The organism is Microbacterium sp. P5_E9 (assembly GCF_054049175.1).
Genome location: NZ_JBFUMV010000014.1, coordinates 63,158 through 88,264 on the forward strand (window position 1 = coordinate 63,158; position 25,107 = coordinate 88,264).

Consider the following 25,107-nt stretch of genomic DNA (forward strand, 5'->3'; position numbering starts at 1 on the left):
CATCAGCGCGGCTGCAGCCCAGCCGCTCGGTAGATGTCGTCGATGACGGTCATCGTGCCGACGCCGAGCGCCGCGTCCAGCGGGCTGGGCGTGCCGTCGCGCAGTGCCCCGACAATGTGTTCGAGCTGCCGCGCGTAGCTGTTCTCGCCGTCTACGGCCTTCTCCTGGATAAGCACGCGGTCGGCGGCGGTGACACGCAACTCCGCGCCCCACTGCGGCACGATGACGCTCGTCGCCTCCAGCTGTGCGTCCGACCCGGTCACCCGCAGCGACATGCTGCCCTTGTCGTCGCCGATGAACGACGAGCGGACATGAGCCAGGATGCTGCGTGGCAGTTCGAGAACGGCATCCATCTGCAGATCAACCCGGGAGTCGCCGGCGTAGAGCGTCGCCTCGGCGGAGACCACCGCGGGGTCGCCCCACGCGACGCGCATCAGATCGACGGCGTAGCACCCGACGTCCATGAACGACCCGCCGCCCAGATCCCCGTCGAGGCGGATGTTGCCGGGCTGCACGACGAAGTGAGGGATGCTGTAGTCGAACTCCACACGCTGGACATCGCCGAGCACGCCCGAGGCGAGCACCTCCAGCAGCCGACGGGTGAAGCCGTGCAGCCGGTAGTGGAATCCCACGAAGGCTCGTCTGCCGGCGGCATCCGCGGCCTCGGCGATCTCTGCCGCGGTCGTGCCGTTCGCCGACAGCGGCTTCTCGCACAGCACGTGCTTGCCGGCTTGCAGGGCCCGCACCGCCCAGTGCGCCTGAACGGTCGAGGGCAGCGGAATGTAGACGAGATCGATGTCCGGGTGGTTCAGGACCATCTCGTAGTTGCCGGATTCGGGCACCCCGATGCGATCGGCCATGGTGAGCGCGCGCTCGGGATCGCGCGCGCCGATCGCGATCACGCGGACGCCCTCCAGCTCGCGCGCCGGCTCCACCATCGCCCGTTCGGAGATGCCGGCGGCGCCGAGGATCCCGATGCCGATCGGTCGCTCAGCCATGGTGTTGGTCCTTCGGAAGGCCGGAGCCCGCACGCATGAGATCGGCTACTTGGTCGAGAACGCGGCGTCGAAGGCGGCGGCGGGCGGCGTGATCTCCGCCAGTCTGCGCACGAACGCGAGAGCCTCGGGAGCGCCGATCAGCCGGTCCATGCCGGCGTCCTCCCACTCGACGCTCGTCGGGCCCTCGTAGCCGATCGAATTCAGCGCACGGAACAGCGGCTCCCACCGCACTGCGCCGTGCCCGGTGGAGACGAACGTCCAGCCGCGGCGCGGGTCGGCCCAGGGCCGGTGCGAGCCGAGCACGCCGTTGCGTCCGTCGAGGTTGGTGATCGACTCCTTCACGTGCACATGGAAGATGTGGTCGGCGAAGTCGAGCACGAACGCGACGTAGTCCAGCTGCTGCCACACGAAGTGCGACGGGTCGAAGTTGAACCCGAAGCTCTTGCGATGGCCGATGGCCTCGAGCGTGTCCTTCGCGGTCCAGTAGTCATAGGCGATCTCGGACGGGTGCACTTCGAGGGCGAACCGCACACCGACCTCTTCGAACACATCGAGGATCGGGTTCCAGCGGTCGGCGAAATCCTGGTACCCGCGGGCGATGAACTCGTCGGATGCCGGCGGGAACATCGCCACGGCCTTCCAGACCGAGGAGCCGGTGAAGCCGACCACCGTCTGCACGCCGAGCTTCGCAGCGAATCGGGCCGTGTTCTTCATGTCCTCCGCGGCGCGCTGGCGGACGCCTTCCGGGTCGCCGTCGCCCCACACCCGGTCCGAGAGAATGTCGCGGTGCCGCTCGTCGATCGGGTCGTCGCACACGGCCTGGCCGGTGAGGTGGTTCGAGATCGTGTACACCTTCAGCCCGTTGCGCTCGAGGATGTCGAGCCGGCTCTGCACGTACTCGGCGTCGTCCCATCGCGATACATCGAGGTGATCGCCCCAGCAAGCGATCTCGAGGCCGTCGTAGCCCCACTCGCCGGCGAGTCGGGCCACCTCTTCGAACGGCAGGTCGGCCCACTGGCCGGTGAACAGGGTGATCGGACGTGCCATTGCTTCGTTCCTTCGGGTGTGTTCTTCAGACGGATGCCGGAACGCCCGCGGCGATGCGGACCCAGGCGGACTCGTTCTCGCTCGAACGCTCGACGGCGTCGAGCACGCGCTGCACCGAGAGACCCTCGGCGAACGACGGATGCGGGTCGATGCCCTCGGCGATCGCGGTCACGAGGTCGACGACCTGGTGACTGAAGCCGTGCTCGTAGCCGAGCATGTGGCCGGCGGGCCACCAGGCGGCGACGTAGGGATGCTGCGCCTCGGTCACGAGGATCTTCGTGAATCCCTGCCGGTCGTCGCGTGCGGTGCGGTCGTATATCTGCAGGCTGTTGAGGTCCTCGAGGTCGAACGCCAGTGCGCCCTTGTCGCCGGACACCTCGATGGTCAGGGCATTCTTGCGCCCCGTCGCGAAGCGAGTGGCTTCGAACGACACGAGTGCGCCATTTGAAAGGCGCCCCGTGAAGAGCGCGAGGTCATCGACGGTGACTTCGCCGAAGCCCTCCCCCGCCGTGCCCGCCAGACCGGAGCCTGAGCCGAGCAGTGGGCGCTCCTTCACGATTGTCTCAATCGTCCCCGCCACCGCGTCGACGGTCAGCCCGGTCACGAACTGAGTCATGTCGATGATGTGCGCGCCGATGTCGCCGAGCGCGCCCGATCCCGCGTGCTCCTTCTGCAATCGCCACGCCAGCGGCATCGCCGGGTCGACCAGCCAGTCCTGGCGGTACGCCGCCCGCACCTGCTGCACAGTGCCGACCACGCCCTCGGCGATGAGGTCTCGCAGGAAGGTCACCGCTGGGACGCGCCGGTACGTGAACCCGACCATCGATCGCACCCCGCGCTCCGCAGCGCGGGCCGCGGCATCCGCCATCGCCTCGGCCTCTGCGACGGTGTTCGCGAGCGGCTTCTCGACCAGCACGTGCTTTCCCGCCTCGAGGGCTGCGATCGCGATCTCGGCGTGCGAGTCCCCCGGCGTGACGATGTCGACGACGTCGATGTCATCGCGCGCGATCACCGACCGCCAGTCGGTCGCCGACTCCGCCCACCCCCACTTCCCGGCGGCCACGGCAACGGCATCCGCGTTCCGTCCCACGATCACCGCCATCTCCACGGCATCGGGCAGGTCGAACATGCGGGGCGCCTGACGCCAGCCGACCGAGTGAGTGGCCCCCATAAAGCCGTACCCGATCATGGCCACCCGCAGGGTCATGCCAGCACGACCTCGCGCTCGACCGGGACGCGGTTGGTCACGTACCGGCCGGGGCCGCCGTCAACGCCCGGCATGATCTGCATGTAGAGCAGGCGCATCGTGAGCACGACCTCGACGGTGAGCTTCTCGCCCGCTGCGGGGGCATGATCCAGCGGGATCACGACCTCCGGCTTGTCGGCGACGAACCAGAGGGTCTCGGACTGCTCGGGAAGCTCCTCGATGCGGTAGCTCGTGTCGTTCAGCACGAAGCGCAGCTCGTCCTTCGGCACCTCGACGCCGTTGACGGATGCCGCGACATCGTCGACAGCCGACAGCCAGAGGCTCCGGTACCAGGGAAGCTGCACCGAGACCGCGATGCCGTCCGCGGTGCGGCGGACGTCCTTCTCGGAGAAGAGGGAATTGTGCGTTGCCATGATCGGTCCCTACTTGAAGGTGTCTGCGAAGGTGTCGTGCGCGACCGGCGGCGCCGGCTCGAGCTTCTGCACCGTCGTGGGGCTGTACGGGTGGTTCGTGCTGGGCACGGGTTCGTCGGCGGGAGGCATGAACACGGGCTTTCCGTCGTCGCCGAAGTACATGAGGTCGAGGTCGAACGCGCCCTGGTTCTTCAGGCCGAAGCTGATCCAGTTCTCCTCGAACGGAGCGCGGGCCAGCTCGTAGCAGCGGAACTTCCAGAACTTCCACTCGCCGTCCTGCTTGAGGAAGTCGATCGCGTACTTGCACCAGACCCAGTGGGCCCAGACCTTCTTGCCGAGCACTTCGTCGGGCGAGTACATGTCGGGGAAGGCTTCGGCGACCTTCGGGTCGGTCAGACCCGACTCGGTGCCGGCCATGAGCCAGACGCCCTTCGCCGTCTTGCCATCGGCGGCGACCTCGATCACGGGGGTCGTGGTCGCGTGCAGGATGAGCTTGCCCTCGGGACTCGGCCGGTCGCGGTGGTAGCGCGTGACGCTCTCCCACGTCGTGTACTGACCGGCATTCGTGTAGCGCGCACGGATGCCTGGCGTGCCTTCGGCGACCCAGAGCGGAATGATCTGTTCGTCCTGGAACGCGTTGTGCAGGTACATGTAGCGGTTGAAGAGGTTCTCCACCTGCCCGCGGTCCTCGGCGCGCTGGGCGAGCGCGCGCACCGCGCCGACCTCCTCACGGAGGTTCGCGAGCTCAGACTGGAGTTCGGCGACGGATGCCCTCTCCACGGTCGCTGAGCTTGTCGAAGCGTCAGACACTCGCGTTCTCCTTCGCGGCGACCGTGTCCTCGATCGCCTTGCGCATGAGCGTGTGCTGCTTCTTCACGAGGTCGATCGGGTCGGACTCCCCCAGGTCGGAGAACGCGTGGCCCTCCCACTCGCTGGAGAGGTAGCCCTGGTAGCCGCCCTCGACGAACTGCTTCACGATGCGCGGGATGTCCATCGCCGGTTCCTCGCCATCGGCGCCGATGTCGTAGAACTTCGCGTGCACGTGGAAGATCTGCGGCATGATGTCGAGCCACTCCTCCGGCGGCACGAGTCCGTGCATGTTGAAGGCGAGGCGCGTGAACGGCCCGAAGCGCAGCGGGTCGACGCCCTCACCGGACAGGTAGTCCTCGAACTTCTGGTTGCGCACATGCATCGGCGTCGGCTCGTGCCAGATCTCGTCCATGACGGGGAAGTGCTTCTCGTCCATGCCCATCTGGCCGAGCGTGCGCAGCAGCGTCGGCGACAGGGAGTGCATCGTCGAGGAGAAGTCGGCGGTGAAGCCGAGGCGCTCCGACTGCAGCTCGTCGTACATCTCGCGCATCTGCAGCACCTGCGGGTTGTTCGGCCCGGACGGCGCATGGATCTCGTAACCGAGGTACTGGTCGTACTTCTCGGCCAGGGGCAGGAGGCTCCGCAGCAGCTCCTTGCCGTGCGAGCGGATGACGACCTTCTTGAAGCCGAGGGTATGCGCGGTCTTCAGCTGCCGCGCGAGGAAGTCGTGCTCCTCGTCGAGCGTCATATCGCGGTCCTTGCGGCGGCCCATGTCGAGGTTCGTGCCCACCGCGCTCGCCTCGAGCCCGTATTTCTCGAGCAAATCGAACCACAGCTTCACGAAAGCGTTGTCGACGTCGGGATACGTGCGCAGCAGCTGGGCGATGTTGAACTCGACGCCGGGGCCGATGCCTTCTTCCGCGACAGCGGCGATGAGGGTCTCGGGCGTGTACAGCCCGGCCGCGAACTCGCTCGTCATCGAGTAGAGGGTCGTCCCCAGCTTGATGCCGGTTCCGGCGATTCCGTCGGTCATGCTCCTGCTCCTTCTGTCGTGGGCAGCCAGGCGCCGAGCTGTGCGCGCGCCTCTGCCAGGTCGGTGATCATGCGCGAGCCGGCGTCGGCAGCGGCGGAGCGCTGCACGGCCTGCTCGGCGCGGATGATGTCGAACGGCGACTCCCAGTTGTTCCAGTGCCAGCCCTCGTACTCGCTCGAGATCGCGCCGTTGTAGCCGTTCTCGACCAGGAGGCGGACGAGATCGCGCACTGGGACCGAGGGCTCTTCGCCGTTCTCGTCGATGCCGAAGAACTTGCCGTGCACGTGCTTGATCCACGGCACGATTGCGAGCCAGTCGTCCACCCGCGCGGGGCCGAACAGTCCGGTGCCGTTGATGCCGAAGTCGATGCCGAGCTCGGGGCGCCCATTGCGCGCAGCGAGCCCGATGAACGAGCCGAAGCGCTGCCCGTGCTCGGCCTGGTCCGCGGGCGGCCCCTGCTCGTAGTACGTGTTCCACAGGTCGACGACCTGCCCGAGCAGTTCCTCCGACGCTCCACGGCGACGGTAGGACTCGATGAGCGACGGAGCGAACCCGCTGACCGTGGCGCCCCAGTCCATCGTGAAGCCGAGGAAGGGAGAGCCGACCTTCTCGAACCGGTCGCGCAGCGCCAGGATGCGCGGGTGCGAGGCGTACTGGTCGGCGTGCACCTCGAGCGCGAGGGTCACACCGTGCTCTTCGGCGATGGGTGCGAGGGCCTCCATCGAGTCGGGCTCGATCGAGATCTGCACGCGCGCGATCGGGAAGCCCAGCTTCGCCGCCGCCTTGATCTGCCGCGTCATGTACGCGATGAGCTCGTCCTGGTTCAGGAGGCGATCGCGGTGGATGCCGATATCGGCGTTCACGGCGAGCGACGTGGCCACGAGCCCGACCTCGTCGACGAGGTCGCGGAACCACCCCGCGTATTGGTCGTCGATCTCGGGGAACCCGCGGAAGCTCGAAAAGCCGATGATCTCCAGGCCCGGGCCGAAGCCCTCGGTGGCCGTCTTGCGGATCAGGCCTTCGAGGTCGTACTCCCGGCCGTGGAACGCACGAGTGAAGCTGTAGAGCGTGACGCCCTGGATGGGCGAACCGAGGCCGCCGTCCTGAGCCTGTCGAAGGGTCATGCCGCCACCGCCTTCATTGTCTTGGTGTTGGTCTCGTCGATGTGGAGGGTCTCCGTGTCGGAGATGATGATGTACGGGATGTAGAGCGTGAGACCGACGGTGACCTCGTGCTCGGCATCCGGAGCGACCGGAAGGTCACCCGAGAGCACCGCCGAGTCGGTGGGGAACCACCATTCCTCGGTATTCGTGCGCAGCTCGTCGAAGCTGAACTCGCGGCCGTTCATGTTCCAGCGCAGCGACTCCGCCGGTGCCTCGACTCCGTCGATGGTGAGCTTCGCGCCGGCGATGCACGATCCGGGGAGTGCGCGGTACCAGGGAAGACGTACTTCGACCGCGGCGCGGGCACCGTGGGTCGTGAGCGTTCCCTGCTCGATGATGCGATCGGGGATCACGCGAACCTCCTCGTTCTGTGCCGACACGGTCGGCCGGACATCTTTGTCATTATTTCTACACTCTAATGTCTGAATCAGACAGAAGCAAGCTCGACGGCAATATACCGCGCGCCTCGCACGGCGAGCGCGACGCCCGTGAGCGTCGGATTGCACGCGGTCGAGGTCGGGATCACGCCGTTGCCCGCGACGAACAGGCCGGGCACTCCCCACACCTCACTGTCGGGGCCGCAGACGCTCTCACCGTCGTCGGTCTCGCCCATGCGCGTGGTGCCCTGATAGTGCAGCGAGGCACCGAGGGGCATCATGAACGGACGGTCGTCGAGAGGTTCGCCGATCGCCTTGCCGAGACGGACGATCTCGGCCTTGGCGCGATCGATCACCTCGTGATCGTGCGCACTGAGCGTGTAGTGCACGGTCATGGCCGGCATCCCGTAGCCGTCGACCGCCTCGTCGGAGAACTCCACCCGGTCGGAGGCCTGAAGGTCCTTGGCGCAGAACAGACCGAGCCCCACGATCGATCCGGGCGCCGCCGGATCGTCGTCGGCGAGCTTCACCGGCGAGGCGTCGAGCTGCATGACCTGGCCGTGGAACGGCCTCTGGTCTGTGAAGGGCACCCAGGTGACGCCGCTGTACTCGCTGAGTCCGGTCTTGGCTGCGCCGTCGACGTCCTCCGCTGGGACGAAGTCTCGGATCCGCACGGCGAACACGATCTGCGCCTGGTCGTTGAGATACTTCCCGAGGGCATCGGGACGGATGCCGGAGGCCCAGAGCACCTGCGGCGTGCGCAGGGCATCGGCCGCAACGACGACGTGGCGCGCGCGCACCTCGTGACTCTCGCCCGTGCGCACGTCGGTGACGACGACTCCGGCCGCGTGACCGTCTTCGACGAGAACCCGGGTGACGAGCGACTCGTCGAACAGCGCGAAGTTGGCGTTCGACCGCGTCGCCGCGCCGAGCACGACATCCGAGCCGGACCACACCAGGCGCCCGTCATCGCGTCGGTGCACGGCGAGCGGCATCCGCTGCACGCGTTCGTGTTCATCACGGCCGTCATCAGCGGCTGCAGCCAGCCGGCCGCGCACGAGCGGGGCGTGCGGGGACCCCTCGAACGCGTCGGCCGTCACCCCGAGCAGACGCTCGGCCTCGGCGAGCAGCTCGTCGAGCTCACCGTCGTCGTCGAGGAAGCCGATGCGCTCGCTGTCGTTCGGTCGAGGGCACGCCCCGGTCCAGTGCGCGGACATGCCGCCGACGTTGCTCGAGAACGCGGCGACCGGAAGTCCGTCCTCTCCCTCGACCTGGAAACCCGAGTCGAGGAGGAACGTCCCAGGCCTTGCGCGGCGCTGGGCCGTCTTCACGATGCCGCCGACCCGATCGCCATCGTCGTGGGCGTCCGGTCCCTCGGAGCGCAGCTGGGCGCGCGCGCGTTCGTCGGGGTCGGCGATGTTCTTCACGTGTGCGCCCGGCGGATCGGAGACGGTCGGGCCGACCTCGAACATGGCGATCGTCGCTGCCGGCGCCTGCTCGCTGAGGATGCGCGCGTAAGTGGCACCCGCCGGTCCGCTGCCGACGATGGCGACGTCGACCGATGCCGGGTAGACGCGGTCGCTCATGCGTCGGCCGCGAGCTTCTGGATGAGCTTCACCGACTCGGACGACTCAGTGGTCGGGTAGTACTCGAGGCCGATCGGCCCGTCGTAGCCCGAAGCACGCAGCGTCGCGAGCGTCTCAGGCCAGTTCAGGGATCCGGTGCCCGGCTCTCCGCGGCCGTCCGTGTCGGCGAGCTGCACGTACTTCACGATCGATCCCGCGTTCGCGAGCTCTGCGGCCATGTCTTCGCCCTCGACTGCCGAGTGGTAGATGTCGTAGAGCACACCGAAGAACGGCGAGTCGACGCCTCGGGCGACATACACGCCCTCGCTCGTGCGGTCCAGCAGCGAGCCGGGGTGGTCGACCCGCACGTTCACCGGCTCGAGCACGAGCGTGATGCCAGAGCCGTCGATCTGCGCGATGGCCTTCTGGTAAATCTCGATCAGCTTGTCGAGCTGCACCTGCCGCTTCCAGCCGCCGAAACCGGTGCCGCTGCCGACCACCATGCGGGGCGTCCCGAGGAAGTGCGCGATCTCGACGCCCTCGTCGAGCTTGCGGAAGAACTCCGAGTGGTCCCACGGCGGGATCATGAACTGCGTCCGGGGCTCCGACAGCTGCGCGGTCAGCTGCGTGCCGGTCTCATCGAGCGCAGCCTTGAGCGCGGGCAGATCCTTGGGGGTAGACGGTGCGTCGGCGCCGGTCGGGCCCCACATCTCCACGGCAGAGAATCCGGATGCCGCGGCCGCGCGGACGCGGTCGTGATAGTCGCCGGCCTCGGTGAAGAGGAGTTCGATGTTGGGTGCGAGCTGGTACATGGGTTCGTCCTTCGGTTTCAGAACATCGGATGGTCGTGGGCGGCATGCACGGGAACCTGCTGAAGCACGTCCCAGTGCTCGACGATCCGGCCGCGCTCGAATCGGTAGATGTCCGCGACCGCAGCGTCAGGGGCGCCGGGTCGGGAAGCTTTCACATGCACCATCGCCAGGTCGCCGTCGACGATGATCCGCTGGATCTCGAAGCGGGCATCGGGCGATCCATCGAACTTCGGGATCAGTGCCTCGATCGCCGCTTCAGGGCCGTCCACGATGGTCGGGTTGTGCTGGCGGTAGGCGTCCGAGACGAGCAGGCCGAAGGCATCCTTCACACGCTTCTGCGTGTAGAAGAGATCGACGAACTCCTCGAACGCCGCGCGGTTGTCGGCGCCCATGTGATCAGCCCTTCAACCCGCCGGCGAAGCCCTGGATGAAGCGCTTCTGCGCGAACAAGTAGAACCCCAGGATCGGGATCATCGACACGATGACGATGGCGAAGATCTTGTTCCACGACGACACGAGCGACCCGATGTAGTAGTACATCGCGACCGGAAGGGTCTGGTTCGCGGAGCCGCCGAGGAAGATCAGCGATGTGAAGAAGTCGTTCCAGACGATGAGCCCGCACAGGATCGCCACGGTTCCGGTGGCCGGCGACATCAGCGGGAGCACGATGCGGAAGAAGATCTGGGTCCGGGTGGCGCCGTCGATCGTCGCGGCCTCTTCGTACTCAGTGCCCAGCCCTCGGAAGAATCCGGCGTAGAGGAAAATCGACAGAGGAAGCAGCATCCCGGTATAGAGGATGACCATGCCCCAGATCGAACCGGTCAGCCCGATGGTGCGCGCCCCGATGTACAGGGGCACGGTTCCGAGCTGCGTGGGCAGGACGATCGCGATGAGGAACAGGTAATAGACGCCGCGACTCCAGCGCCGCGTGCTTCGTGCGATGACATATCCGGTGAGGGAGCCCAGCAGCACCAGGGCGAAGATGCTCCCCGCCGTGATGAGGACGCTGTTGACGAGCCCGAGGATCACGTTCGAGTTCCCGCTGGCGGTCATCACTTCGACGAAGTTCGAGAAGTCGATCGATGACGGCGGCGCCAGCGTGCTGGTGACGAGGGTCTCCTGATCGGATTTCAGCGAGGTCGAGACGAGGAAGTAGAAGGGGGCGAGGAAGACGACGGCGAGGACCCAGAAGCCGATCTCGCGAAGCAGAGTGAGTTTCGTGTAGCGGAACATGTCAGTTCTCCTCGCGCGGGCCGCTGGTCACACGCTGCTGCACGAGCGCGAAGGCCAGGATGATGAGTGTCAGCAGCAGGGCCAAGGCTGCCCCGTAGCCGAAATTGCCGAGTGCGAAGGACTGCTTGTAGACCTGGGTGGCGAGGGTCTCGGTGGCGCCCGCGGGCCCGCCGGACGTCAGCGCCATGATCTGATCGAAGATGCGCAGCCCGTTGACGATCCCGAGCGTTGTCGCAATGGCGACGGCGGGTCGTATCGACGGCAGAACAACGTGCCAGAACCTCTGCCGGAGGTTCGCACCGTCGATCGCCGCCGCCTCTTCGATTTCCACGGGCACGGCCGCGAGGCCGGCCATGTAGATGACCATCGCGAATCCCGTGTTCTGCCACACGATGACGATCAGGACCGTCCAGATCGCGAGCGTGGGATCGGCCACCCAGGGCTTGACGAATTCCTCGAGCCCCACGGCTTTCAGAACCAGGTTGATCGGGCCGTTGAAGTCGAAGATGAACTTCCAGATGTAGGAGACAGCCAGCGGGCTGAGGACTACGGGCATGAAGAAGAGCACGCGGAGCACGTAGCGCGACTTCAGCCCTCGGTTGAGTCCGAGCGCGAGCGCGAGCCCGACGATGTTGCTGAGGATCACCGAAGCGAATGCCAGGAACAGCGTGTTGCCGAGGGCGAGGAGCTTGCTCGGATCCTGGAAGATACGGACGAAGTTGTCGAGCCCGATCCACGAGAAGTCGCCGATCCCGGACCAGTCCGTGAAGGCGAAGAATCCGCCGATCGCCGTCGCGACATAGTGGATCGCGATCACCAGGATGATGCCAGGGAGGGCCCACCACCAGTGCCCGAACTTCATCAGCCCTGGGCGCCGCGGCTGCGGGGCGGGCCGGCGGCGGCCTTCCTTCTTGGGAAGGACGACGAGCTCCGTCTCCGATTCGACCGTTCCGGTCATGATTTCCTCGTGTTCCTCACGTCTTCGTGCACAGAGTGTGGCGACCGCCCGGGGGGATCCCCCGGGCGGTCACGTTGTCACTGATCCCAGGCGTTGTCCATATCGGCGAGCACCTGATCGACGGTCTTCTGACCGGTCAGGAGGCCCTGGACGCCGACCGAGAGTGCCTCGTAGACCGAAGGGTTGGGCCACACGTTGGACGGCAGCGAGGTGTAGGACTCAGATGCGAGCAGGTCGACGACCGGCTCGTAGATGGTTCCGGTGAGGTCCATGGTCTTGTACGCGGACACCGGCAGTTCGCCGGACAGCTCGTAGTACTTCTGCTGCTGGGCGTCTTCGGCCATCCACTCGAGGAACGCGGCGGATGCGTCTTTGGCCTTGGATGCGGCGTTGATCGAGAGCGTGTAGTTCGAGCTGGCCATGATGTACGGCGTGGCTCCGTCCTCGGCCGGGAACGGCTCGACGGCGAACGCAGCCTCCGGCGGTGCGGCCTTGGCGATCTCGATCGCCGCACCCGAGGGGATGAACCCGCCGATCGACGTGCCGGTCGAGAGGCCGTTGGTGATGGCGTCGAAGCCGCCGCCCTCGGACCCGGCCTGGAAGCACCCGGCCTTGTTGAGGTCGACGACCGTCTCCAGGGTGGCCTTCCAGCCGTCGCTGTCCGCGAAGGTGGTGTCGCCGTCGAGTCGCTGCTGGTTCCAGTCGGGTTCTTCGGCGTATACACGCGTCGCCGAGATCGCCTGCGCCATCAGGCCCGTGTTGGGGGGCGCGGCACCGGCGAGAGCGAACAGAGATCCGCCGGTGGCGGCCGCGGCGTCGCACGCGTCATAGAGTTCGGTCATCGACGTCGGCCAGGCGAAGTCTGTGATTCCCATGCGGCCGGCATTGCCGAAGCTGGCCACGACCGACCCGATGGTGAAGTCGAGCGGCTGGCCGTAGACCTTGCCGTCGATCTCGAAGAGCGACTCGCTGCCGGCCGGGACCAGGCTCGTGGCGGTGTCACCGAGCGGCTCGAGGAATCCGGCATCCGCCAGACCGATCAGGCCGCGCGCGTCACCGCTCCCGGGAGTCGTCTGGATCACGTCCGAGGCGTTGCCCGCCTGGAGCTGGGTGCGGATCGTCTCACCGTATTTGTCGTTCGGCGTCGGGTTCGTCGTGATGGTGACGTCGGGGTTCTCCTCCATATAGAGGTCTGCCAGCGTCTGGTACGGGCTCTCGAGGTTGTTCGAGGTGGCGAAGGTGAACGAGAAATCCTGGTTCGCATCGGCGGACTCATCGGGCGAGCCCGAGGACGTGCAGCCTGCAAGGACGAGGGCACCCGCGGCCGTGACGGCGAGAACGCCGTGACGAAGGACGCGAATGCGACGGTGCTGTGTCATGTCCAGCCTTTCTGACTTCGTTGTCTGCGGAGCGCACGGTCTGCGGTCCGCTATGGATCCATCATGACGTACATGTGTCGAAAACACACATTAGTTTGATCGATACGTGACATAAGCGGAGCCGTGTTCCCGAATGATGTGGTTCCGGCATGTCGTCAGATCGTTATCGATGCCCTCGATGGAACCCCTACGCGCATAGGGGACGGCGATACGATCGATCCAGCATCCCGAACGAAGGATCACATCGCCGTGACCGACAACTCGCCGCTCTCCCGCCTGGATCTCAACCTGCTGATCTCACTCGACGCGTTGCTCACCGAGCGCAGTGTGACGAGAGCAGCGGAGCGATTGCATCTGAGCCAACCCGCCCTCAGCGCGTCACTGTCTCGCCTGCGGACGCATTTCGGTGATCCCATCCTCGCCAGGCGCGGAAACACCTACGAACTCACGCCCTTCGCCGTCCGGCTCACTGAGCACACGACGACAGCGCTCGACGCAGCGCGACGGGTATTCGAGAGCCAGGCGAGCTGGTCTCCGGCCGAGTCGGTGCGGGAATTCTCGGTGTACGGGTCGGACTACGGCTTCGTCACGGTCGGAAAAGTCGTCTCCGAGCTCGCCGCCCAGCGCGCCCCCGGCGTTCGCTTCCGATTCATGCTGCACAACCCCGCCATCGTCGAGGACGCAGCCACGCGACTGCGATCCGTAGACGGAATGGTGATTCCGCACGGCTACCTCACCGACCTGCCATACGCCGATCTGTGGCGAGACGGCTGGCTGGCGGTCGTCTCCGACACGAACTCAACGGTCGGAGACACGCTCACTATGGACGACATCGCGACGTTGCCCTGGGTGATGACCTATCAATCGCGAACCGCCTTCACCTCTGCCACCCGGCAGGTTCAGCAGCTCGGCGTCGAGCCGCACGTCGAGGTGATCGTCGAGAGCTTCCTCTCGATGCCCCACTTCATCGCAGGCACGAATCGTCTGGGAATCATCCAAGGCGCATTGGCCCCGGTAGCCAGACAGGTCCCCGGCATACGCGTGGTCGGTCTTCCTTTCGATGCGACGCCCTTGGTCAACGCCCTGTGGTGGCATCCTGTCCACGGACGGGATCCCGAACACAGCTGGATGCGAGGACTGTTCGAAGAAGCCGGGCGGCTCGTCAAAGACGGCGCACACGCGCACGTCTGACCACCTCTCGTCCCGAGGGCAGGTCACCCAGCGGGCTGCAGCTCCCGCATGCTCCGGCGAATCAGGTCGTGCTGCCTGCGCACGAGCACCAGCGGGTCGACCTCGCCAAGCTCAGCGAACGCGTGACCCTCCCATTCGCTCGACCAATAGCCCCGGTAGCCGCCCTCGACGAACACGCGCACGAGCTCGGGGTAGTCGATCGCCGGCTCGAGGCCGTTCTCGTCGATGTCGTAGAACTTCGCGTGCACGTGCAGGATCTGCGGCATGATGTCGGCCCACTCCTGCGGCGCGACGTGCCCGTGCATGTTGAACGCGAGGTGCGCGAACGAGCCCAGCCGGCCGGGGTCGAAGTCGCGGCCCTTGAGGTAGCCGATGAACTCCTGCTGACGCTCCTGCATCGCGGCGTCCGTCGCCCAGATCGCCTGCAGCTTCTCGAGCGACGCGTCATCGAGCCCCGCGCGCTGCACGGCGCGCAAGAGGGTCGGCGACATGCTGTGCATCGTCGAGGAGAAGTCCGCGACGAAGCCGAGCAGAGGCGAGTCGAGCTCGGCGTACGTCTCGCGCACCTTCATCACCGCAGGTGCGTTCGGCCCCATCGGGGCGTGGATCTCGTAGGCGAGCTTCAGGTTGAGCTTCTCCGCGACCGGCAGAAGCCGGCGCAGTAGCTCGGGCTTCGCGCTCTGGATGCGCACGAGCGGGAAGCCGAGCTTCTTCGCGCCCTGGAACATGACCTCACTGAACTCGAACTCCTCGTCGGGGGTCATGTCGCGGTCGCGACGGCGACCCATGTCGAGGTTCGCGCCGAACGAGCTCTCGTCGAATCCGTGCTTGTCGAACGCTGCCCGCCAGCCGGCCACGAACTCGTCCGACACGATCGGGTAAGTCGGCAGCACCTGCGACGCGACGATCTCGATTCCCGGGCCGATGCCGAGCTCGGCGACCCGGTCGAGCAGCCCGTCGAAGTCGAACCAGCCGGCGCGGAACTCCGCGCTGGCCGAGTAGAGCGTGAGGCCGAGCTTGAAAGGGTCTTCGTCAGTCGCCGGGGGCGGCGGCGGCACATCCGACACGAGCGCCGGGGGCGCGGCATCCCGATCCGTCGCCGTCAGCGTGAACGACTGCCGGACGAAGTTCGGCACGTACATGCCTGGACCGCCGTCCTGCCCAGGCGCGATCTGCATGTACGGCAGCCGCAGCTCTCCGACGATCTCGACCAGGTGGGTCTCACCCAGCCCGATCGGGGCCTCGCGGCGCACGATCAGCAGCGGGTGCTCCTGCAGGTACCAGAGCACCTCGCTCTGCTCGGGCAGCTGGTCGAGCGTGTACCGCACGCCCTTCAGCTCGAACGCGATGTCAGCAGCGGAGACCTCGGCGCCGTCGATCGTTACCTTGAGCGTGCCGACCGATGATAGCCACAGGCTGCGGTACCAGGGCAGGGTCAGTGAGAGCGCGAGACCGTCGGGGTGCACCCGCAGGCTGTCTTCGGCGATGAGTCCATTGGGCATCTTCGTGTTCCTTCAAGTTCGATTCGGGATGCCGCGGCTCAGAGCCGGTCGGCGACCTGACGCATGAGGGAGTGCTGGCGGCGCACCTGTTCGATCGATCGCCACGGCTCGCGCTCACCCTCGTACTCGCTGGAAAGGTATCCGGTGTAGCCGGCGTCCTTGATGGCGCGCAGCACCGGCCCCCACGGGATCTGCTGGTCTTCGAGGCTCTCGTCGATGTCGTGGAACTTCGCCTGGATGAATACGACATGCTCCGCCACGTCGGCGAAGTCGGCGGGGTCGACTCCGATGCCGTCGAGGAACGCCGGGCGCCGGCCGGGCAGCTCGCCCGGCTTGAGCGGGATCGGGCGGTCTTGGAAGATGCCGGTGTCGATCAGGATGCCGAAATGCTTGGTTCCCGTGCGCTTGATGAACTCGACGTACTCGTCGACGACTTCGTGCTTGATCGGCGTGGGCGAGTGGATCTCAGGGCAGATGATCACGTCAAGTTCTTCGGCGAGCGGCAGGGACGCCTCGACGACCTCGGTCCAGATCGGGTGCGGAACCAGGTCGCTCGAGACCACGCCGATCTTCGGCCGGACGAACCGGAAGCCGAGCCGCTTGGCGAGGCGGAGATCTCGCTGGAGCGCCGCGGTACCCTCCTCGACGGTCATGTCACGGCCGTTCGGACCGCTGGAATGCAGGCGCGTGTCGATCCACGAGCCGTAGTTGGTGGGCTCTAGTCCGTACTTCTCGAGCAGGCGGAACCACTCGTCCACCCACTCCTGCGACGGGTTCGGGTAGTTGGGGACGTGCCCCTCGCCGAGGATCTCGATGCCGGTCGCGCCGATGTCGGCGATGCCGGCCATCGCGGTCTCGAGGTCGAGCACGGTGCCGAAGTCCGTCATGAAGCTGTACAGGCTCACGCCGTACTTGAATGGCGCACCCTCGGCTTCGGGCGAGAGGGTGACGTGCTTGGTGACGGTGTAGGTCGACGGCTGGTGCTCGACCGGGATGTACGACATGCGCAGCCGCAGCTCGATCGACACCTCGTGCACGCCGTCGGGTAGGCCACCCGGGTGCGGGACCGTGATGATCGCGGCGTCTTCGAGCGGCCAGCGCACGCCGTCGCCGTCCCACAGCTCCTGAAGCGTGTAGGTCTTTCCCTGCAGCGTCCACAGCGGCACGTCCGCGGCGACATCGACGAGGTCGCCAATGCGGACGGATACGCCGTCGATCAGGGAAGCGGTCATTCCGCGATATGAGGGCATGCGCAAACGCAGCTGGAAGCCGGTGATGCGACCGTTTTCGCGCACGTTGCGGAAGCCGACGGATTGAATGATGTCTCGCTCGAGGAGCATGGAAGGTGCGCTCTCTGAAGAAGGGCGATCGCGGCGGATGTGATCTCCGCGACCAGACGGCGCATCTTCACGCCATACCCGCCATTCTATCCCGAATGGTCGGTTTTGCGCATAAGTATGTGTGATGTGCGCGTAAGAAAGTAGGATGGCGCGCGCGCAAGCAGTATGCCTCCGTGCCCCCCTCCTGCGGAGAGGGCACCGCGTCAGTGAACTCTGCGGGCCTCGGCTCGGCAACCGACAGGTGCACCACCTCTGCGGGGTGGTGTACCTCAAGCGCTCGAGCTGGCCGACTTCCCCGGAATTCCGCCCCAGCACGCACTGATGTGTGCGGGAGCGAGCTGTGCCGCTGCTCCTCAAGTGACCCCCAAGTGACTCCGTGGGGGTCACCTGGGGGTCACTTTTGCCGACGCGGCACGTTGAATCAGCCCGGCCGCAGCAACAAGGAAACCCCTGTTTACCAGGGGTTTTCAACGCGGAGACGGAGGGATTTGAACCCCGCCTCTACGTGGAGGCTCGGGGGCGTTCAGTGGCACTTCGGTTGATATGGCTGGGTTCGCGGCGGTGTTGTTGCAGGTTCAGAGGCGTTCGCGGGTGCTCAGGTTTACGCGATTCTTACGCACGGAGGATCGCCTCCGCGCGTGATGACGTGGGCTGGTCAGGCGACCTGGACGGAGTCCGCGGTCCGCACGGAAGGCTCTTCCGGGAACGACAGGACGAGGTGTCGGCCGAGTGCGGTGGCGAGCCGGGCGAGGGTGTCGATCCGGTTCTTCGCGCCGCCGCCTTCTTCGAGGCGGGAGATCACCGACTGGGTGGTCTTCATCCGCGCGGCGAGCTCGCGCTGGCTCAGCCCGGCAGCGGTGCGAAGGTCGTAGACCAGCTGGCCGAGTGCAAGGTCCTGCTCGACCTCGCCGCGGCGCTCGTCGCTGATCGCAGGGCGACGCTGCTTCACGTCTTCCCAGCGTGAGTAGTGGCCATCTTGTCCTCCATCACGGGTAATCCACCCCGCAGCCGATCCCGCACGTCCCCCATTGAGCCGAACAGGGCATCGCCCCGCTCTGCAGCGGGGCGATGCCCTGTTCTCATGAGCCGCGTCGGACCCTACGCCCCTGCCGGCTCGAGTTCGCGTTCGGTGCGGGACTCGCCATCCTCGTCCTCAGCGGAGGTTGTGGTTGCGAGGTCGGCTTCCCACAGCTCGTAGTCCGGTGCGTCCCCTTCGTCCTCGGATGCTGCGCCGGTCGGACCCGTCGGGGCCGGGGTGAGAGGCTTCGCGAGGTCGCCGAAGTCGTGTTCGGTGCGGACGGTTTTCAGCGAGTCGATGACGAACACCAGGGCGAGGGACACGAGTCCCCAGATCCCGAGCACTTGGAGGTGCTGGATCGCGACATCCCCGTTGAAGTAGAGGATCGACCGGACGGTTTCGACGGCTGCCGGCATGGGCAGGTAGTCGTGCAGGGTGCGGAAGAACTCCGGCACCATGTAGACCGAGAGCGAGCCGTCGGAGGAGGGCGTGCCGAGGAACATCAGCACGCCGACGGCGGGGATCACGGCGAGCATCCCGAACAGCCGGTCGAGGACCATGGCGAACATCGCCACGCAGAAGATCGCAATCGCCCCGGCACCCCAGAGGGGCAGGAAGTGACCGTGGATCGATCCTGTGATGGGGCCCGCGATCGTCCACACCACGGCGGACATGAACGGGGCGTACACGGCCAGGAGGGGCAGGATCTTGCGCTTGGGGCGGCTGGAGGGCGCCGCGTTCGCGCTGACGATGATGACCATGAATCCGGCCAGCACCCAGCCCATCGCGATGTACATCGTCGCCACGCCATTGCTGTCGCTGTCGGGAAGCGGTGCGACGTCGTCGACCTCCATCGGCAGCTGCTGCGCCTGGGCGACCTGGCTGAACACACGGTTGACGACCTGGTAGGCGCTGGGGCTGCCCGCCTGGTTCGCGACCAGGGYGAACTCGGGGCTGGTCTGCGACGGCAGCACGACGGCGGCGATGATGTCGCGGTCCTCGACGAGGGCCCGGGCGTCATCGGCGGAGTCGAGCGCTGTGAACTCGAAGATCCCGTCCATGTTCTGCTCGAGGCCGGCGATGGTCTGCTCGGCCTGTTCGACGGTCGCCCCGACCACCGCGACGGGCATGTCGCGGGGGGTCGGCTGGTGCATCGCACCGAGCATCGTCGTGAGCATCATCGTGACCATCGCGAGCGGGAAGAACAGCAGCGACGCGTACCGCCAGAACTTGGTCTTCTGCCGGGGCCCGCCGTGCAGGGACGGGATGTTCACGTCGAGGACGACACCCTCCGGGTGCCGGCGGCGCTGGATCGCGTCGAACCCGGCAGTCGCGAGCAGGCCCACCACCGCGCCGATCGCGAGCACCAGCAGGTGCCCGGTGACGCCGATGCCGCCGAAGTACAGCACGGAGCGCATCGACTCGCCGATCGCAGCCATCGGCAGGATCTCGTGCAGGACGCGGTAGAACGGCGGCGCCGTGTACACGGACATCGCCATGTTCGACGAGGGCATGCCGAGCACCATCAGCAGGCCCAGTCCGATGATCACCCCCATCGACCCGAACAGGCGGGTGATGAACAGCTGCATCGAGGCGATCGCGAAGACGCCCAGCCAGGCTATGCCGACCACCGCCAGGTAGTGCTCGCTGGTGACGACCCCGAGGATCGGGCCGGTGACGGCCCAGACGATGCCGGCGATCAGCGCCGCCCACCCGGCGAGCAGCGGGACGATCCGGCGGAACTTCAGCAGCTCGGGCGAGTTCGAGCGCAGCACGCTGAACGGCAGGTACCCGGCCATCACCAGCGCCGTGGCGAGGAACATCGCACCGAGCCCCGACCCGTCGTTGGACGGGAGCGGCACGAGGTCCTCGGACACCACCGTCAAGCCTTCTTCGAGGACGACCGGAGCGATCAGGCTGGTCACCTTCGACACCTGCGTGGCACCGGCCGCGGTCGCCGTGTAGAGCGTGGCGGTGTCGCCGTCGATCACGACAGCCGCGACGGCTTCCCGGTTGATCACCATGTCCCGCGCCGCCTTGGCGTCATCGACGACCTCTGCGTCGACGGCATCCGGATCGCTGTCCGTGAGAGCGAGCTCGAAGCCGCGAACGTCCGAGACGCTCGAACCCGCGATCGCGATCGGCATGTCGTGCGCCGTCGGCGAATGCATCGTGCCCAGGTAGCCGGTGATCATCATGCCCACCATGATCAAAGGCATCAGGAACATCGCCACATAACGGCCGATCGACTCGGCCTTGGCACGCTTCGCGGCTTTCGCGGCAGCTTCCGCCTCGCTGAGAGGGGCGTCGGCTTCGGGGACCAACGGGTCCCCCTCGACGTTTTCGCGGGCCTCCCTACGGGAAACGGTGTGTGGGGTGGTCACGATCATTCTCCTGACACGGTGGAAACGGGATCGCCATTGATCGTGGAATATCCCCAATCTAAGTCACATGGCGTAAACTGCAAATCCATAGGCTGAAGTCTCAGCAAATCCGCAACATGCGACAGGAGAGCGCACGATGGGCCAGCACAGCGATCGGGCTCGCGAGGCGCTGCTGGATGCCGCGGAGGAACTGTTCGCCGTGCACGGCATCGACGCCGTCTCGAACCGCCGCATCGCCGAGCACGCCGGCTCCGCGAACCACTCCGCCATCGGATATCACTTCGGCACCCGCGACGACCTCATCCGCGCGTTGATCACGCGATACATCGACGGCATCGGCGACCGGGGCAGAGAGCTCATCGCAGAACTGGATGACGAACCGACCGTCTACGACATCGTCCGCGCCCGACTGCTTCCGCAGTTCGAGCACCTTGACTCGCTCCCGCGTCCGAGCTGGCGTGCCCGGTTCCTCGCCCAGGTGCGTTCCGTGCCGTCAGCAGTGGCGGTGCTCGAAGAGTCGCTCGTGGAGACCGACGGCAGCCTCGATTTCGCACTGCTGAAGACCCACGTCGAGGGAGTCTCCGACGCGGTGCTGCGCGGACGCTCGAGCATCATCGGACACCTCGTCCTCGGCGTCTGCGGCGAGTACGAGGAGCGGATGAACAGAGGCGAGGTCTCCGCCGACTGGATCAGCGTCGGGTACTTCCTCATCGACGCATCCGCAGGAATGCTGTCCGCTCCCGTCACGCACCCGGACGCGGTGCTCAATGCCCCCGCCCGATCTGGCTTGATCTAGCCGCCCGCGGTTGCCCGCGGTCAACACGACGAAAGAACTTTCATGACCTGCACGGCACCCGATTCGCGCGCGCGATGAAGCCCACGAGCGACCTCAACCGGACGATCGACGAGGTCGAAGAACACCTCGGAATCGTCGTCGGCCTGGTCCGGTCGATGTGGAAGGACGCGGCAGCCGGCATCCATCCCGGTCTTCAGCCGGTCGGCTGCAAGATCCTCGGCACTCTCGTGCGGCTCGGCGAAGCGAACCCGTATGTGCTGGCCGAAGTGCTCGCGACCGACAAGAGCGTGATCAGCCGTCAGATCCGCATCCTCGAAGACGCGGGCCTGGTCGTCAGCCGCGCCGACGCCAACGATGGCCGCGCACGGGTGCTCTCGGCAGCACCTATCGCGATCGAACGCGTGAGAGAAGTACGAGCCCAGCAGCACGACCGCCTCCGCGACATCCTTCTGGCCCAGCCGGAAACTGAAGTCCGCGCGTTCGCCGCCATGCTCCGCCGCATCAGCGAGTCGTGACGGCCGACGAGCTCCAGCGGATCGCAGTGAGCCGCGTCCACTCTCCGTGCGCCGGCCATCGTCGCCGTCAGCAGGCATGGCCACGATCTCAGCGTGTCGCGTTCAGCGGCTGCCGCGGCCTCATGCCGGACGCACGGTAGATGCCATCGATCCCGTTCTTCGCACCGCCACCTTCTTCGAGGCGGGAGATCACGGACTGGGTGGTCTTCATCCGCGCGGCAAGCTCGCGCTGGCTCAGCCCAGCAGCAGTGCGAAGGTCGTAGTCCAGCTGACCGAGCGCGAGGTCCTGCTCGACCTCGCCGCGGCGCTCGTCGCTGATCGCAGGGCGCCGCCGCTTCAAGTCTTCCCAGCGGGAGTAGTTCGCCATCTCGCCCTCCATCACCGATAATCCACCGCACAGGCGTCCGCAGCTCGCTTCCCGCGAGCCCCCTCTTGACGCTCATTGTCCCGCCGCTCATCGCATTCAAGCTGGACGCCTACGACAGAGCCCGACTGGTGATCTGGGCTACGAGACCGGACTCATCGCGCGGCGAAGGTGATCTCACGGCGTCGCCGCCAGATGCCTCAGCTGCCGACTCTCAAAGACGAGAGCCTCACGGAGAGGCCCCTTGCCGAAGTGGGCCAGGAGAAGCCTGCCCATCGTGACGGGGTAGAGCCACAGCTCGCTGCGTCTGCGCCGTTCGCCCGCGACGGGGCGAGGCTCTCGATGATCGCGGCCCGGCGGGTGCGCGAAAGTCGTGAGACGGACGGCACTGCGTTCCCTCGCATTCGCGCGGGAACGCAGTGCCGTCCGATTGGGACCAGCAGCCTTACTTGGCCTTGACCTTGAAGTCCTGCTCGAGGGGAAGGTCACGCGAAGACGCGCCGACTGAGATCGTGTACGTGCCGTCCACGATCTTCCAGGCGTCCGCGTCAACGTCCCAGACTCCGAACGGCTGGTTGCTCGCGTTCGAGTCGACGACAATCTCGACGGTCGTCCTCTCCCCCGCGGCGAGCTCGATGCGGTCGAAGCCGACCAGACGCTTGCCCGGCTCGTTCGCGGCGTCGGGGAGCGTCAGGTACACCTGCGGGATTTCTGCCCCGTTGCGGTCTCCAGCGTTCTCGACCGTGAAGGAGATCGTCGAGACGGCTTCGCCGTTCTTCGCCTTGGTCTTGACCTTCAGGTTGGAGTACTCGAACTCGGTGTACGACAAGCCATAGCCGAACTCGAACAGCGGGTCGATGTTCTGCTCGTCGTACCACTTGTATCCGACCTGCAGGCCCTCGGTGTAGTTCACCTGACGGATCTCGTTTGTGCCCGCGGGGCGCGTGGTCGAACCGTCCGAGAAGACCCCGGGATACTGCTGAATGGACTTTGCGGTGGGGTTGTCAGCGAGTGACTTCGGGAACGTCAGCGGCAGCTTGCCCGACGGGTTCACGTCGCCAAAGAGCAGCGACGCGAATGCAGGACCTTGCTGATCGCCCGGGTACCACGCCTCCAGGACTGAGTCCACCGAGTCGATCCACGGCATCTCCACCGCTGAACCTGTCTCAAGGATCACGACGGTAGAGTCGTTGGCCGCAGCCACCGCGCTGATCAGAGCATCACCATTGTTGTCGAGTCGCAGATCCGGGATGTCGGAGAACTCGCCGCTGGTGTAGTAGCCGAGGACGACAGCCACATCGGCTGAGGCTGCGATCGATGCCGCCTGCGCCGGGTCGGCCCCGTTGCTGTAAACCACCGTCTGGCCATTGGCTTCGGCACGCTGGGTGATCGCGGTCAATGGGTCGATGAGGCCATCGCAGTTCATAATCGGGCCGTTGCGGAATCGGAAGAAGGACGAGCACACTGTCTTGGCGCTTACGCCAGCCGTGGGGGTCGTTGACGCGATCTGACCAATGATGGCGATCGTCTTGCCTGCTTCGGCTGCAATCGGGAGAGTCCCACCCTCGTTCTGCAACAAGACGGTGCTCTGCTCGGCAACCTGCCGCGAGATTGCCTTGTGCTGGTCGTTGGTCACGATCGAGATGGGCGTCGTGGGCAGTGGATTGTCGAACAGTCCCGCGCGGATGTATGAGTTGATCACGCGGAAGACTGCAGCATCGATGTCTGCGGCAGTGAGCTCGCCCGCTGCGATTGCGGCGTCGAAGTTGGCGGGAGTGAAGAAGGTCGGATCGTTCAACTCCTGATCAAGTCCGGCCTTCACCGATTGTGCAACCGAGTGGACTGATCCGAAGTCGGACATGACGAACCCGTCGAAGGATGCTTCACCGCGCAGCTGCGTGTTCATCAGGGAGTTTTCGCACGCGAACACCCCGTTGATCTGGTTGTAGGAGCACATCGCGCTATCGGGGGCGCCGCTCTCGACCGCGATGTCGAAGGGCAACGTGTAGACCTGGTGCAGGGTTCGCTCATCCACGTTCGACGAACTTGTCTGGCGATCCAACTCCTGCTCGTTCCCCACGTAGTGCTTGAGGTTCGAGATGACAGGCTTCGTGGGATTGCCTTCCTCGATCCCGCGACTGTTGGCCCCAGCCATCAGGCCGCTGAGCAAGGAATCTTCGCCGAAGTACTCGGTTGAGCGACCGGTGAGAGGGGTGCGTTGGCTCGAGACACCGGGGCCGAGGATGACGTTGCTGCCGCGGTCGAAGGCTTCGGCCGCCTGCGCTGCTCCTTTGTCGTACCCGAGGTCGAGATTCCACGTCGCTGCCACAGCAAGCGGCACGGGGAAGGAAGTGACTCCGTCCGTCATCGCCACGCCCTGCGGGCCGTTGGAGTAGAAGATCTTCGGTGTGCAKGGAACCTGCTCCGGGTATGTCACTGTGCCGAAAACTGTCTGTGTGACACGCTCGGTGGCCGCGACATTCATCCAGCGGTACTTCTGGTGCGGGGTGCTCGCGTCCATCAGGGCTTGAGTACGCTCTCCGCTCGTCTTCGCCGTGTCCATCCATGGCACAGTCGAGCAGTCAACCGCGGCGGCCGGCACGGCTGTGGCGAGGACGCCTCCCGTGACCACCAGCGCCGCGCTGAGCAGCAACGCGGTCGAGCGGCGACGCACTCGATTGCGATCGCCGACCGACGCAAATCTGTTCAACCTCATTGTTTGTCCATCTTCTCTGAAGGGCTGTGTAGAACGCTCTACGTTTTGTAGATTGCTCTACATTCTCAGAGTCGTGCATCGATGTCAAGGGATTGCGGTCTAGGACATGAGAGTCCAATTCGCGTGTGGCCGGGCCTTGCCGTGCGGGCTCGAACTCGCGCGCGGACCACTCCGAACAAGCAGAACTGCGACGGAACCAGCTCGCAATTTGATCGTGACCTGCGCGACCGCGACGCCGGTGAATGAGGGTTCTAGCAGTCCTACAGGCAAGTGTGGTGGCGGGTGG

General features: G+C 66.0%; 23 protein-coding genes. 3 read left to right on the forward strand and 20 right to left on the reverse strand.

What is annotated here, in order from left to right:
• Nucleotides 1-2: 2 nt before the first annotated feature.
• The 14 genes from ACXJ3V_RS15370 to ACXJ3V_RS15435 form a co-directional block, all read right to left on the reverse strand.
• On the reverse strand, nucleotides 3-998 hold the full coding sequence (locus ACXJ3V_RS15370) for a Gfo/Idh/MocA family protein (protein WP_457101205.1): 996 nt from the start codon (nucleotides 996-998) through the stop codon (nucleotides 3-5).
• A 45-nt stretch (nucleotides 999-1,043) separates the two neighbouring features.
• Complete coding sequence (locus tag ACXJ3V_RS15375) at nucleotides 1,044-2,045, reverse strand: sugar phosphate isomerase/epimerase family protein (protein ID WP_457101206.1); 1,002 nt, start codon at nucleotides 2,043-2,045, stop codon at nucleotides 1,044-1,046.
• A 25-nt stretch (nucleotides 2,046-2,070) separates the two neighbouring features.
• A complete protein-coding gene (locus ACXJ3V_RS15380) occupies nucleotides 2,071-3,234 on the reverse strand; it encodes a Gfo/Idh/MocA family protein (RefSeq protein ID WP_457101238.1) in 1,164 nt (387 codons plus the stop codon).
• A gap of 14 nt (nucleotides 3,235-3,248) precedes the next feature.
• Entirely contained in the window at nucleotides 3,249-3,665 is a 417-nt protein-coding gene (locus ACXJ3V_RS15385) for a C-glycoside deglycosidase beta subunit domain-containing protein (protein WP_457101207.1), read from the reverse strand.
• Between the two features lie 9 nt (nucleotides 3,666-3,674).
• Nucleotides 3,675-4,475, reverse strand: coding sequence for a nuclear transport factor 2 family protein (locus tag ACXJ3V_RS15390; protein ID WP_457101208.1), 801 nt, complete (start codon nucleotides 4,473-4,475; stop codon nucleotides 3,675-3,677).
• On the reverse strand, nucleotides 4,468-5,508 hold the full coding sequence (locus ACXJ3V_RS15395; protein ID WP_457101209.1) for a sugar phosphate isomerase/epimerase family protein: 1,041 nt from the start codon (nucleotides 5,506-5,508) through the stop codon (nucleotides 4,468-4,470). Before ACXJ3V_RS15395 ends, ACXJ3V_RS15390 begins: the two co-directional genes overlap by 8 nt.
• Entirely contained in the window at nucleotides 5,505-6,632 is a 1,128-nt protein-coding gene (locus ACXJ3V_RS15400; protein WP_457101210.1) for a sugar phosphate isomerase/epimerase family protein, read from the reverse strand. The genes ACXJ3V_RS15395 and ACXJ3V_RS15400 overlap by 4 nt, the downstream gene beginning before the upstream one ends.
• On the reverse strand, nucleotides 6,629-7,024 hold the full coding sequence (locus tag ACXJ3V_RS15405; RefSeq protein WP_457101211.1) for a C-glycoside deglycosidase beta subunit domain-containing protein: 396 nt from the start codon (nucleotides 7,022-7,024) through the stop codon (nucleotides 6,629-6,631). The genes ACXJ3V_RS15400 and ACXJ3V_RS15405 overlap by 4 nt, the downstream gene beginning before the upstream one ends.
• Before the next feature lie 74 nt (nucleotides 7,025-7,098).
• On the reverse strand, nucleotides 7,099-8,634 hold the full coding sequence (locus tag ACXJ3V_RS15410) for a GMC oxidoreductase (RefSeq protein ID WP_457101212.1): 1,536 nt from the start codon (nucleotides 8,632-8,634) through the stop codon (nucleotides 7,099-7,101).
• Nucleotides 8,631-9,425 carry a TIM barrel protein gene (locus tag ACXJ3V_RS15415; RefSeq protein WP_457101213.1) on the reverse strand — a complete coding sequence of 265 codons (795 nt, stop codon included), beginning with the start codon at nucleotides 9,423-9,425 and terminating at the stop codon, nucleotides 8,631-8,633. Before ACXJ3V_RS15415 ends, ACXJ3V_RS15410 begins: the two co-directional genes overlap by 4 nt.
• Before the next feature lie 17 nt (nucleotides 9,426-9,442).
• Complete coding sequence (locus ACXJ3V_RS15420; RefSeq protein ID WP_457101214.1) at nucleotides 9,443-9,817, reverse strand: nuclear transport factor 2 family protein; 375 nt, start codon at nucleotides 9,815-9,817, stop codon at nucleotides 9,443-9,445.
• A 4-nt stretch (nucleotides 9,818-9,821) separates the two neighbouring features.
• Complete coding sequence (locus ACXJ3V_RS15425) at nucleotides 9,822-10,658, reverse strand: carbohydrate ABC transporter permease (protein ID WP_457101215.1); 837 nt, start codon at nucleotides 10,656-10,658, stop codon at nucleotides 9,822-9,824.
• Nucleotide 10,659: 1 nt separating this feature from the next.
• On the reverse strand, nucleotides 10,660-11,616 hold the full coding sequence (locus ACXJ3V_RS15430; RefSeq protein WP_457101216.1) for a carbohydrate ABC transporter permease: 957 nt from the start codon (nucleotides 11,614-11,616) through the stop codon (nucleotides 10,660-10,662).
• A 77-nt stretch (nucleotides 11,617-11,693) separates the two neighbouring features.
• Nucleotides 11,694-12,995, reverse strand: coding sequence for an ABC transporter substrate-binding protein (locus ACXJ3V_RS15435; RefSeq protein WP_457101217.1), 1,302 nt, complete (start codon nucleotides 12,993-12,995; stop codon nucleotides 11,694-11,696).
• A 249-nt stretch (nucleotides 12,996-13,244) separates the two neighbouring features.
• On the opposite strand from ACXJ3V_RS15435, the gene ACXJ3V_RS15440 reads away from it, so the two are divergent.
• Nucleotides 13,245-14,186, forward strand: coding sequence for a LysR family transcriptional regulator (locus ACXJ3V_RS15440; RefSeq protein ID WP_457101218.1), 942 nt, complete (start codon nucleotides 13,245-13,247; stop codon nucleotides 14,184-14,186).
• A 23-nt stretch (nucleotides 14,187-14,209) separates the two neighbouring features.
• Here ACXJ3V_RS15440 and ACXJ3V_RS15445 read toward each other — a convergent pair whose 3' ends face one another.
• The 4 genes from ACXJ3V_RS15445 to ACXJ3V_RS15460 form a co-directional block, all read right to left on the reverse strand.
• Entirely contained in the window at nucleotides 14,210-15,688 is a 1,479-nt protein-coding gene (locus tag ACXJ3V_RS15445) for a C-glycoside deglycosidase beta subunit domain-containing protein (RefSeq protein WP_457101219.1), read from the reverse strand.
• Nucleotides 15,689-15,726: 38 nt separating this feature from the next.
• Nucleotides 15,727-17,028, reverse strand: a complete 1,302-nt coding sequence (locus tag ACXJ3V_RS15450; protein WP_457101220.1) for a C-glycoside deglycosidase beta subunit domain-containing protein — start codon at nucleotides 17,026-17,028, stop codon at nucleotides 15,727-15,729.
• Nucleotides 17,029-17,683: 655 nt separating this feature from the next.
• Nucleotides 17,684-17,977, reverse strand: coding sequence for a helix-turn-helix domain-containing protein (locus tag ACXJ3V_RS15455; protein WP_457101221.1), 294 nt, complete (start codon nucleotides 17,975-17,977; stop codon nucleotides 17,684-17,686).
• Between the two features lie 149 nt (nucleotides 17,978-18,126).
• Nucleotides 18,127-20,370 carry an ABC transporter permease gene (locus tag ACXJ3V_RS15460; RefSeq protein WP_457101222.1) on the reverse strand — a complete coding sequence of 748 codons (2,244 nt, stop codon included), beginning with the start codon at nucleotides 20,368-20,370 and terminating at the stop codon, nucleotides 18,127-18,129.
• A gap of 196 nt (nucleotides 20,371-20,566) precedes the next feature.
• Here ACXJ3V_RS15460 and ACXJ3V_RS15465 point away from each other — a divergent pair, with 196 nt between their 5' ends.
• A complete protein-coding gene (locus ACXJ3V_RS15465) occupies nucleotides 20,567-21,226 on the forward strand; it encodes a TetR/AcrR family transcriptional regulator (RefSeq protein ID WP_457101223.1) in 660 nt (219 codons plus the stop codon).
• A 74-nt stretch (nucleotides 21,227-21,300) separates the two neighbouring features.
• The gene (locus ACXJ3V_RS15470) at nucleotides 21,301-21,741 is read left to right on the forward strand and encodes a MarR family winged helix-turn-helix transcriptional regulator (protein WP_457101224.1); all 441 of its coding nucleotides are present in this window, start codon (nucleotides 21,301-21,303) and stop codon (nucleotides 21,739-21,741) included.
• A gap of 88 nt (nucleotides 21,742-21,829) precedes the next feature.
• Here ACXJ3V_RS15470 and ACXJ3V_RS15475 read toward each other — a convergent pair whose 3' ends face one another.
• Complete coding sequence (locus tag ACXJ3V_RS15475) at nucleotides 21,830-22,108, reverse strand: helix-turn-helix domain-containing protein (protein WP_457101225.1); 279 nt, start codon at nucleotides 22,106-22,108, stop codon at nucleotides 21,830-21,832.
• Between the two features lie 442 nt (nucleotides 22,109-22,550).
• Nucleotides 22,551-24,626 (reverse strand): beta-glucosidase, encoded by a 2,076-nt coding sequence (locus ACXJ3V_RS15480; protein ID WP_457101226.1) that lies wholly within the window; start codon nucleotides 24,624-24,626, stop codon nucleotides 22,551-22,553.
• Nucleotides 24,627-25,107: the final 481 nt, after the last annotated feature.

Bases quoted from the DNA above. Each gene is read 5' to 3' on its own strand.
- ACXJ3V_RS15370 (WP_457101205.1), bottom strand. From the start codon at position 998: ATGGCTGAGCGACCGATCGGCATCGGGATCCTCGGCGCCGCCGGCATC.
- ACXJ3V_RS15375 (WP_457101206.1), bottom strand. From the start codon at position 2,045: ATGGCACGTCCGATCACCCTGTTCACCGGCCAGTGGGCCGACCTGCCG.
- ACXJ3V_RS15380 (WP_457101238.1), bottom strand. From the start codon at position 3,234: ATGATCGGGTACGGCTTTATGGGGGCCACTCACTCGGTCGGCTGGCGT.
- ACXJ3V_RS15385 (WP_457101207.1), bottom strand. From the start codon at position 3,665: ATGGCAACGCACAATTCCCTCTTCTCCGAGAAGGACGTCCGCCGCACC.
- ACXJ3V_RS15395 (WP_457101209.1), bottom strand. From the start codon at position 5,508: ATGACCGACGGAATCGCCGGAACCGGCATCAAGCTGGGGACGACCCTC.
- ACXJ3V_RS15400 (WP_457101210.1), bottom strand. From the start codon at position 6,632: ATGACCCTTCGACAGGCTCAGGACGGCGGCCTCGGTTCGCCCATCCAG.
- ACXJ3V_RS15410 (WP_457101212.1), bottom strand. From the start codon at position 8,634: ATGAGCGACCGCGTCTACCCGGCATCGGTCGACGTCGCCATCGTCGGC.
- ACXJ3V_RS15415 (WP_457101213.1), bottom strand. From the start codon at position 9,425: ATGTACCAGCTCGCACCCAACATCGAACTCCTCTTCACCGAGGCCGGC.
- ACXJ3V_RS15420 (WP_457101214.1), bottom strand. From the start codon at position 9,817: ATGGGCGCCGACAACCGCGCGGCGTTCGAGGAGTTCGTCGATCTCTTC.
- ACXJ3V_RS15425 (WP_457101215.1), bottom strand. From the start codon at position 10,658: ATGTTCCGCTACACGAAACTCACTCTGCTTCGCGAGATCGGCTTCTGG.
- ACXJ3V_RS15430 (WP_457101216.1), bottom strand. From the start codon at position 11,616: ATGACCGGAACGGTCGAATCGGAGACGGAGCTCGTCGTCCTTCCCAAG.
- ACXJ3V_RS15435 (WP_457101217.1), bottom strand. From the start codon at position 12,995: ATGACACAGCACCGTCGCATTCGCGTCCTTCGTCACGGCGTTCTCGCC.
- ACXJ3V_RS15445 (WP_457101219.1), bottom strand. From the start codon at position 15,688: ATGCCCAATGGACTCATCGCCGAAGACAGCCTGCGGGTGCACCCCGAC.
- ACXJ3V_RS15450 (WP_457101220.1), bottom strand. From the start codon at position 17,028: ATGCTCCTCGAGCGAGACATCATTCAATCCGTCGGCTTCCGCAACGTG.
- ACXJ3V_RS15465 (WP_457101223.1), top strand. From the start codon at position 20,567: ATGGGCCAGCACAGCGATCGGGCTCGCGAGGCGCTGCTGGATGCCGCG.
- ACXJ3V_RS15470 (WP_457101224.1), top strand. From the start codon at position 21,301: ATGAAGCCCACGAGCGACCTCAACCGGACGATCGACGAGGTCGAAGAA.
- ACXJ3V_RS15475 (WP_457101225.1), bottom strand. From the start codon at position 22,108: ATGGCGAACTACTCCCGCTGGGAAGACTTGAAGCGGCGGCGCCCTGCG.